This window comes from Microcoleus sp. Pol7_A1 (assembly GCF_036701085.1).
GTDB lineage: Bacteria > Cyanobacteriota > Cyanobacteriia > Cyanobacteriales > Microcoleaceae > Microcoleus > Microcoleus asticus.
The window spans coordinates 1-6909 of record NZ_JAUBQD010000124.1; the positions used below are offsets into that span (position 1 = coordinate 1).

Here is a 6909-nt window from a genome sequence, read left to right on the forward strand (position 1 = left end):
CAATCCCTGGTTGGTGCTGTCGCTCAAAATCGTTACCCCACCACCGTTTCCAGCATTTCCACCGTTGGGTAGCGCCAGAATTTCGTTATTTTGGAAGGTGCTCTTTTCCAAAATAACCTTGTCTTGGCTGCCGGTGAACAGATAAGCTGCGCCTCCTTCACCTCGACCTTTATTGTCTTGAAATACGCTATTGGTAATCTTAATTGTGCCGGAAGCTTCGCTCGGATTGCTGGCTCTGTCTGTGTAAACTGCGCCGCCGAAACCCCTTAAAAACGGATTATCTTGGCCTGTTGCGTAAACGGCTGCGGTGGTATCGTTGCCGATGAATCGGGAGTTGTCAATTGTCAGCTTACCTTGAAGGCTGTTAATTGCCCCGCCGTTAATTCCTTTGTTGTTGGTGAAGTCGCTGTTGGTGACTGTAAAAGTTTTGGAACTCAAAAAGCCGATCGCACCTGCACCGCGTTCATCGTTAGCTGCGGTGGCTGCGTTGCCGTTGAATTTACTGTTGGTAACAGTCAGGGTATTGTTGAAATTACCGAAAATTGCGCCACCGCCTTTATCGGCGACGTTGTTGTTGAACTGAACGTTTTCTACTGTGAGGTTTACTTCGTCGGTTGTGCCGATCGCGCCACCTCGATCGGTAGTTTTGCCGTTAGTAATAATGAGGTTTTTGACTGCAAAATTGGTAGCAGTCGCAACGTTGGCATTGACAAAAAAGGCGCGGGATGCGTTGTTGCCGCTGATAGTTAAACCCGCTGCCGCAGCACCGTCAATGGTGATGTTTTTGCCAACGGGAATATTGAGTTGACCGCTGGTGAGGGTAATAGTTTGACCGGCTAAACCTGGAGCAAAGGTAATTGTATCCCCTGCAACAGCGGTGGCGAGCGCAGCCCTTAATGAACCGGGCCCGCTATCGCTATTGTTGGCTACCACGATCGTAGCTAAATCACCTTGGTAACTTGCCATCGCCTCGGCTTGCAAGGCTAAGGGAGATTCAATTTTGCCAGAAGCAAATTCTAAATTCCAGTCGCCGCCGCTGCCGGTTGTGTTGCTGGAAGCGGCAACGTCAGCCCCGGTTAATTGACTGAAGCGATCGACGAAATTAGCACCCTCGCCGGCGGCTACATCGCACCCGTACAGCATGATGTCTGCTTCTGGGGCTAGTGCAGTTTGCCACTTTTCCAACTGGCTTTTGTATTGCTCTATGTTATCTGAACCCAGAGCAGTATTGCCAAGTTGTAGGCTGCCAGAACTGCCGTGAGAAATAATGTGAACCGAGTCTATCGCCCCGTTAGTAGAGGCGTATTTTTCAATTTCAGAGCTGATTTGTTCGATGCCGTTTTTGGTGCTATCGAGTATTACTACCTGCTGTCGAGGCAGCACTCCCGCTGCAATTGACTCGTAATCTTCCACGCCGGAATCAATGAAGACTAAGGAGCGCAGTGGCAGTTTTTCAACATAAGATTGTGAGTTAACTTGAGCGAATTTAGAACTCATATTGGAGACTCCATTAAGGGCATTATTAGTAGATACACCCCGGAGTTATCTCATCAAGCTTATTTGATAACTATGCGATTTTGGCAATTAACTTTTGTATGGATCGAGGTAATCTGAACTGAGGATAACAGAGCCTAATTGCAGTTAGCCCGAGCTGCCCTCAGAAGTTGTGCGAACTTTGTCAATCTCTCTAAGGATAGAGGCATATTTTTGAAGTGCCGAGGTAGTTTTCTCGATGCAGTTAGATTCCCCAGCCAAAATTCTGGAAACAAAATATCCACCTTCATTGATGCTGGAGTCCTTGAATACAAAGCTTTTGGATGGGGAATTTGCGTATTCCGAGGCGCGAGTCGTTTCCCTTAAAGAAACCAACATATTGCGTCCTCCAAAAGTGACTTTAGGAGTAGATACAGCCTTGGATTCAGAGCTTTTGAAACTGCTAGCGACCTTGTTTATTTCGCTCATTTTTATTTAACCTATCTATCATTTTCCCCTATTTCTGCAGGACTGCCATCCGCGATCGCACGGAATTTATATTCTGCGTGTTTCTCTTACTTCCGGCAAACGCGCAATTACCGATAGCTCCTATATCCTACCGGTGATACCACTTTCAAAAAAGAATCCAAATCTAGACCCGTGCTTCAAACCTCGATAGCCATTAGTCATTCGGGTAGTAATGCACAGTAATGGTTTAATATTAAATCCACATAGATTTTCGAGGTAAAAGTATGAAATGTCCTAATTGTCAAAGCGATTTTTTTTTATTAAAAATGCAAATACTTATTACAAAAAACAGCACTTTAAATGTAAAAAATTTAGTCGTCAGTCAGATTGAAAATTCTCAATATAAGCAGATTTTACTCCTATATTAAATCCTTAATTGAGCGGCTGGTTTTAGAAAAAATTTCTAGAGCCGGAATTGCTAGAGCTACGGGGTATCCATTCGATGGCTCCAGAGTTATGTACAGGACTTACGCAAGCATAGCCGTTACACAACAAATGTATGGAAAAAAAAACGTGGCCGCTTACCGTACCGAGCGGCATATTATCTTGCGTAGACTAGGCTGTCATTTTTACTGCACCTGACGGAAACCAATATGCCGTCAATGGTTTCGCCATAACTGCAGGCTATCCCTCGATTGATCCAATTACCTTGCCAGATCCTGTAAACCCATGCTCAAAGAGGTATCTTGGAGTGCTGATAGATGATGGGAAGAGACTCTGCTCCCAATAATAAAATTTTTTTAGTGGCAGTAAATCATCAACTTTTTAAAAGCACTCAATTGGTAAGGGCTAGGTGCTTGAAAAAAATTGCACAATTTGGGGTATAGACTCGGTTCGAGATTTTGGTACAAAACTTTATGTCGTGTCCTATTTTGACCGTAGTGCGATTCGTTCTGGAGAAACCCAGATTTTTGGGGGGATTCCAGGCTTTGATAGAGTAACCTCTCTTGGTTGAGTCCGCACTTTAATCCTCTATCAATGACAACTTGATACCCATGTAGGTGAGGTTCTACCAAAGAACCAAGCCCTACCGCCCTGGTGCGGGGTTGAAAGCACATAAACTACCAGTAGTGGTAGCCCCTACGAAAGAGATTGACTATCTCGGTTCGTAAAGCGGGGATGAAAGCGGTCAAAGGTGATAATTGCTGAAAACGCCCTCCGCAAGCAAGAGTTCTATAAGCGAGCCAACACAATATATATTGTGAAGGAGAATCGTGGGGTAGAGCAGGCTAAATGTCGTTGAGCCACCGTTAAAAATAACCAGGGGAAATAAGCTTGTGATTCGGTCACACCTTGGACTGGAAATATCCGGTAAGGGTAAGGTCTAACAGTTTCTACGGACCGAGTTAGCGCACTACCTAGAACCCCGGTGGAAAGACATACCCTAAAGACTCAAACCAATGGATATCAGGAACGAAGTAACCCTCCCTGTGGCTCCTGTTATGGTCGATTAACAGGTAAACGGTCAGGTAATAAGCAACAGGGTGGAAAGGATGGTTCAAGAAGCTAACGCCCAGACCGAAACAACGGTCAACGCCTGAAAAGGGATGGAGTAATGTCCGGGATAGGCTGACGTGAACCGCAATGTGCCAAAAGCTAGAGGTACAAGTAGCAATGAATAAGCCTAAATCTGATTCAATCTCGAAGACAGAGGGATGGAAAACTATTAATTGGCGAAAAGCCGAGCGATATGTTTTCAAGTTGCAAAAACGCATCTATGCTGCTTCACGTTGTGGTGATGTCAAAAGACTGCGCCAACTCCAAAAGACACTGATGAGGTCTTGGTCTAACCGAGTATTAGCGGTACGTCGGGTAACAGTCGAAAACCAAGGTAAAAAGACGGCAGGAGTGGACGGTGTGAAATCATTGTCCCCAGCAGCACGCCTAAAATTGGTAGGGCAATTAAAGCTAACAGGTAAATCCAAGCCTACCCGTAGAGTTTGGATACCCAAACCTGGAAGCCAAGAAAAACGCCCACTATCAATACCCACAATGGAAAGCCGCGCTCTCCAAGCCGTAGTCAAGGCTGCTTTAGAACCAGAGTGGGAAGCTCGATTTGAGGCAGGAAGCTACGGATTTAGACCAGGCAGGTCATGCCAGGATGCAATTAAACATATCAAAAACTGTATCCAAACTAAGGCTAAATATGTCTTCGATGCGGATATATCTCAATGTTTTGATTGTATCAATCATAAAGAACTCCTCCGCAAATTAAACACCTTCCCAGGACTCAGGCGACAAATCAAAGCCTGGTTAAAGTCGGGAGTGATAGATAAAGGAGTTTGGAATGCCACATCCAGTGGTACACCACAGGGCGGTATTATATCGCCACTATTAGCGAATATCGCCTTACACGGACTAGAAACGGTAGTTAAAGATTACGTGGAAACCTTAACTATTCCCAAGTTAAGTAAAAAGGAAAAACGCCGTTCTATTGGTGTCATCCGCTATGCTGATGACTTCGTACTTTTGCACGAAAGCAAGTCCGTAATTTCTGGGTGTATCCCTGTAATTTCTGAGTGGTTAGCTGGCATTGGCTTACAATTAAAACCTTCCAAAACCCGATTAGCTCATACGCTCGAACCCAATTTAAGTGAAGATGGAAGTGCTGGATTTGACTTTCTTGGTCATCATATCCAACAATTACCTAGGGGGAAATATCGTAGTGATGAAGATAATCACGGGCGAAAATTAGGTTTTGACACACTCATCACCCCATCAAAGAAAGCAATCCTGACGCATCAGCGGGAAATATCTCGCACTATTAAGATGCACAGATTATCGCCACAAGAGGCACTCATTAAAGACCTCAATCCTGTAATTAGAGGATGGAGTTCTTATTACAAAGCCTCGGATATTGGCACTGTAGGAGAATTATCCAGACAAGATAATCTGACCTATTTAAAACTTCGGATATGGGCCAAACGTCGCACTCTTAATGTCAAAAAAGCTCAGCGTCTATATTGGCGACCAATCGGCAATAGAAACTGGGTATTTGCGACAAAAGGGGATGAGCCAAACAAGCTAATTTTACACACAGAGTTTGCAACCAGTAGCAACAACTATCTGTTGGTAAAAGGTGATAGAAGTCCCTATGATGGCGACTTAGTTTATTGGAGTACAAGGTTAGGCAGACATCCTGAATTACCTAACAGACAAGCGATAGTTTTAAAACAACAACAAGGTAAGTGCGCTTGGTGCGGACTACACTTTCTTTCAGGAAATGTAATGGAGGTTGACCATAAAATCCCACTTTCTCAAGGAGGAAAAGACGAGTGGGTTAATCTTCAGCTATTACATCGACATTGCCACGATGAAAAGACTGCTGCTGACGGCAGTCAGAAGTCTGTTAATGACAAAGGGATTGCACATTGAGTAGCCGTGTGCGGTGAATAATCGCACGCACGGTTTCGGAAGAGAGGGGTGGAATGGCAACATTCCCCTCGACTCTACCTCTCAGCTATACATTAGGTAGAGTTTTTGTGTCTCAAAAAAGTATCGGAGCGAATTGTATGGATTGGAAAAAATGTGCGGTGATGGGTTTATTGCTGCTAGGGGTAAATTGTGGGTGTGAACCAGATCAGCCAATTTCAGTTTCACAAGAAAATTTCGGTGATGCTTGGCCGTTGACAGTGCCACGTGGGAGATTGGCTTGTATGTTTACGAATGACTTTCATGCAGAGAGTGTAGAAGTTATTTTTTTTATTGCACCTGATGGTAAAGAATATTTGCTCAGGGGTTCGCCGATGCGATCAGAAAAGATTCTTCTCCCAATTGATTCAATCCACAAGCCCGACCCCCTCAATTCACAAGCTAAAAAAATCTTGATGTATTAATTGAGGCAGGACTCCAGGTATGTCCATACTAGAAAAATTGCCTACCCAAACTATTGGATTAAATAAGCGTGCGCTAGAAAGAAATCACTCGGCGCGCTTGAAATAGAACTATATATAGCAATCCTAAATCATTATCATGATTGCGGTACAATTATATGCAATACCTGGGGGGGTGACAAAGAGGTCTACGAGATAGACTGTATAAGGGTTGCGGCCCGAATACCTTGTTGATAAAAGCGGCGTTTATTGGGAGTTAACTTCATTAACTGTTCTACCTCGTCAGAATATTGTTCGAGATAATTGACCCACTTGTCTCCATCTTGCGCCAACACCAAATGTACTCCGTCTTCGATATCTTTTTTTAGATTATTTGCGACGAGATACATATTTTTGCACCTGCTTTTTCCTCATTTCAGTGCCTTGAAATATTCCCGAACTGTACGCAAGTGTCACGAGCAGAATCATGTTAATAAGTCGGTCTCCTTTTAAGCTAGTTCCTTCAAGATCGTAGCCTCCTGTTTTACAGTCTCGGAACATTTATTCAATACCCATTCGTTGCTTGTAAGCATCGATAGCTGCCGGCAATGATCCTAAATCTGTGAGTATAAACCACGCTTCATCAACCTTCCATGCCCCGTAGTTTCTTTCCACTTACAAGCAACATCAAATCCAGTAGCAGGCCGAGTTTTTCTCACTCTTTTACCTTGAAAATGTAAAGAGGTTTAAGAGTACTATTCCTAATTCATCTAACCGTTGCCAAACTAAATGTTCCGTTTCCATACAATGATTCTTTTTCAGTCTTAAACAAAAAGATACACCCTTTTCTCTCAGCCAGTTTCCCAAATTTACAGAACAAAATTCACGGTCTCCTAAAACGATGACTTTATATTCTGAAAAGAATGGTAAAACTTGCTGTAAATTGGTAGTCTGTGACTCGAAGCTACTGTTTCCCAATTTTGGCAACAGTGACCAGTATAATGGAATTGCTCTTCGCTCCAGGGTAAACGCATCTAAATTAAGTTGACAAAAAATCATATTTGTGCCTGAGCTAGTATCTGAGAAAACCATTCTT

Annotated in this window: 6 protein-coding genes; 2 read left to right on the forward strand and 4 right to left on the reverse strand. The window is 43.6% G+C overall.

Features of this window, described 5'->3' with window-relative positions; all coding sequences use genetic code 11:
- Together QUA20_RS31205 and QUA20_RS31210 are read right to left on the reverse strand one after the other, a co-directional pair.
- On the reverse strand, nt 1-1497 hold a 1497-nt coding region (locus tag QUA20_RS31205; RefSeq protein WP_333194195.1), incomplete at its 3' end, for a DUF4347 domain-containing protein.
- Between the two features lie 144 nt (nt 1498-1641).
- Nucleotides 1642-1962, reverse strand: coding sequence for a hypothetical protein (locus QUA20_RS31210; protein ID WP_333194196.1), 321 nt, complete (start codon nt 1960-1962; stop codon nt 1642-1644).
- Nucleotides 1963-3615: 1653 nt separating this feature from the next.
- Here QUA20_RS31210 and QUA20_RS31215 point away from each other — a divergent pair.
- Together QUA20_RS31215 and QUA20_RS31220 are read left to right on the forward strand one after the other, a co-directional pair.
- Nucleotides 3616-5376, forward strand: a complete 1761-nt coding sequence (locus QUA20_RS31215; protein ID WP_333194197.1) for a reverse transcriptase domain-containing protein — start codon at nt 3616-3618, stop codon at nt 5374-5376.
- A 107-nt stretch (nt 5377-5483) separates the two neighbouring features.
- The gene (locus tag QUA20_RS31220; protein WP_333194198.1) at nt 5484-5837 is read left to right on the forward strand and encodes a hypothetical protein; all 354 of its coding nucleotides are present in this window, start codon (nt 5484-5486) and stop codon (nt 5835-5837) included.
- A 185-nt stretch (nt 5838-6022) separates the two neighbouring features.
- Here QUA20_RS31220 and QUA20_RS31225 read toward each other — a convergent pair whose 3' ends face one another.
- Nucleotides 6023-6223, reverse strand: a complete 201-nt coding sequence (locus QUA20_RS31225; protein ID WP_333194200.1) for a hypothetical protein — start codon at nt 6221-6223, stop codon at nt 6023-6025.
- Between the two features lie 313 nt (nt 6224-6536).
- The coding region (locus QUA20_RS31230) for a transposase (RefSeq protein WP_333194202.1) at nt 6537-6909 on the reverse strand (373 nt) is incomplete at its 5' end.